3 protein-coding genes are annotated in these 2,436 nt (G+C 62.3%); all 3 read right to left on the reverse strand.

Features of this window, described 5'->3' with window-relative positions:
- Nucleotides 1-1,471 (reverse strand): IS66 family transposase (locus tag QJT82_RS45260; RefSeq protein WP_245288931.1); only part of this gene is annotated, 1,471 nt, incomplete at its 3' end.
- Between the two features lie 81 nt (nt 1,472-1,552).
- On the reverse strand, nt 1,553-1,903 hold the full coding sequence (gene tnpB / locus QJT82_RS45265; RefSeq protein ID WP_026192390.1) for an IS66 family insertion sequence element accessory protein TnpB: 351 nt from the start codon (nt 1,901-1,903) through the stop codon (nt 1,553-1,555).
- Nucleotides 1,900-2,304, reverse strand: coding sequence for a transposase (locus QJT82_RS45270; protein WP_035633827.1), 405 nt, complete (start codon nt 2,302-2,304; stop codon nt 1,900-1,902). Before QJT82_RS45270 ends, tnpB begins: the two co-directional genes overlap by 4 nt.
- Nucleotides 2,305-2,436: the final 132 nt, after the last annotated feature.

Here is a 2,436-nt window from a genome sequence, read left to right on the forward strand (position 1 = left end):
GGTCGATATCTTGCAGCTTTGCCGAGTTGATGAGCGACGCGAGAATGGCCCATGTCTCGGCGCCGCCTTCGCTGCCCGCGAACAAATGGTTCTTCTTTCCAAGCCCTATCGGCTTGATGGTGCGCTCGACCGTATTGTTGTCTATTTCAATGCGTCCGTCATCGATGAAGCGCGTCAGGCCTTCCCAATGGTTTAGGGTGTAGCGGATGGCCTTGCCAAGGCCAGACTTCTTCGAGACTTCCAGCAGCCGCGCCTCGAGCCAGGGCTTGAAGTCCTCGATCAGCGGTCTGGTGTCAGTTTGCCGAACCGCAGCCCGCTGCGCCGCCGGCAGACCACGGATGCGGTCTTCGACGGCATAGAACATCGCAATCCGTTGCAGCGCTTCCGCGGCAATCGGCGACTTCGTCGCGACGTGAACGTCCCAGAACTTCCGCCGCGCATGCGCAAAGCAGAATGCCAGTTGCACCAGATGGCCGCCGTTCTTGATCAGACCCTTGTAGGCGGCATAGCCGTCAACCTGCAGAATGCCCCGGTAGTCTCCGAACAGCTGTTTGGCGCGGATCGCCTTGCGATCCTCGGCGAACACGTAGACCACCGCCGGCGGTGCCGGGCCGCCCCACGGCCGGTCATCGGTGGCGATCGCCCAGAACTGGCAGATCCTGGTCCTGCCACGGCCGGGATCAAGAACCGGCAGCGGTGTCTCATCGGCAAACAGCCGCGGGAAGGAGATCACCGTGTCGCGCAACAGCGCGTGAAGCGGCCTCAGCCACCAGGCGACGCGGCCCATCCACGAAGCCAGCGTCTGACGGTCGAGCGCGATGCCCTGCGCGGCAAACATCTGTTCCTGGCGATATAACGGCAGCTGGTAACCGTATTTCATCACCGCGATGTGAGCCAGCAAGGCTTCCGTCACCATCCCGCCCTCGACCGCCTGGGCCGGCGCGGCCGCCTGCAGCACACCCTGGCGGCACCCCCGGCAGCCATAGCGTGGGCGCATGATGCGCTTGACCCGGTACTGCATCGGAACGACATCGAAGGCTTCCTTGACGGTCTCCCCGATCCTGTGCAGCCGTTCGCCACAACAAGGACAGATGTCAGTCTCGACGTCGATCACGACATCAATGCGCGGCAGATGCTCCGGAAGCCTCCCCCGGTTGCGTCGCGCCGGTTGCTTTCCACGAGCCTCGGATCTGTCGGGCAGCTTGGCCCCGGGCGCATCATCATTGCCGGCCGCAGAAGCCGCCTGCGCCGCAATGGTGAAGAGAGACTGCTGTCCGGAATCCAGTGTCTCGGAGCGGGGACCGAAGATCGTGCGCTTGTACTGCGACAGGATCACCAGGAGCTTGTCGTTCTCCTGGATCGCAGCATCGCGCTGGGCGATCGCCGCATCACGTTCGGTCGCCAGCGTGCTACATTCCGCCGACAACACCGCAAGCCGTGACGACAACGCCATCACGGTTTGCTGGAGCAATGCTGGATCAGAAGGCAAATCAATCATGCAGCGTGTTTCTACTACAGCTCTGCATGAATGACGAACTACTCTTGACGATGATCAACCAGCTCGTGTTGGTTGATCCACAACCCGCATCGGCACACGCTTCCAATCCGAACCGTCAAGCAGTACCGAGAGCTGAGCATGAGATAGCGGCATGACGCCTTCCTTGATCGGCGGCCAGGTGAACTGCCCCTCGATTCTCTTGTAGTAAAGGACAAGGCCGCTTCCGTCCCAGGTCAGAATCTTCACGCGATCTCGGCGCTTGGAGCGAAACACCCACAGCCCGCCGTCGAACGGATCGGCTCCAAACGCCTCGCTCACCAGCAGCGCCAGCGAGTCCATGCCGCGACGGAAATCGACCGGCTGCGTCGCGATCCAGATCGACAACCCAGGTCGGAGCCCGATCATCGGCCAACCGTCCCGACTGCCGCCAGCACCTCGCAGAGTGCCCGCCGGTCGACCGTTCCCACGACACGGATGCGAACCGCGCCGACCTCGATCTCAATCGCCCCCTGCTCCTCGCATACCGGCAATTTGCCGCCGCAGCCAGTAATCGTGACCGGCACAAAGCCTGGTGCCACGCCTCCATCCCTGCGCGCCGCGACCTTTGCCCGCGTTGCCTGACGACGCCAAAGAAATAACAGGCCCGGGCTGATGTCGTACCGCCGCGCCACCCCGGAAGCGCTTGCACCCGGCGCGAAACTCTCCGCAACAATCGCCGCTTTCGCATCCGTCGACCAGCGCCGTCGGCGGCCAGTCCCCGTGATGATCTCGATGCGCTGCAACGTGTTAGAGCCGTCCTCAAGGATAGCCGTATGCCTATCCTTAGCGCCATCCTTACAACTATCCTTTGACATGGTGACCTCGTGAAAAACCAATCCACGAGGTCTTCCTAGCCGACCAGATCAGCCCTCAGGGCGTGGTCACCGGATGACGCTCAC

The sequence above is a fragment of the Bradyrhizobium sp. Mp19 genome (genome assembly GCF_029952935.1).
Lineage (GTDB): Bacteria > Pseudomonadota > Alphaproteobacteria > Rhizobiales > Xanthobacteraceae > Bradyrhizobium > Bradyrhizobium elkanii.

Coding starts and splice junctions, on each gene's coding strand:
- tnpB (WP_026192390.1), bottom strand. CDS start 1,903: ATGATCGGGCTCCGACCTGGGTTGTCGATCTGGATCGCGACGCAGCCG.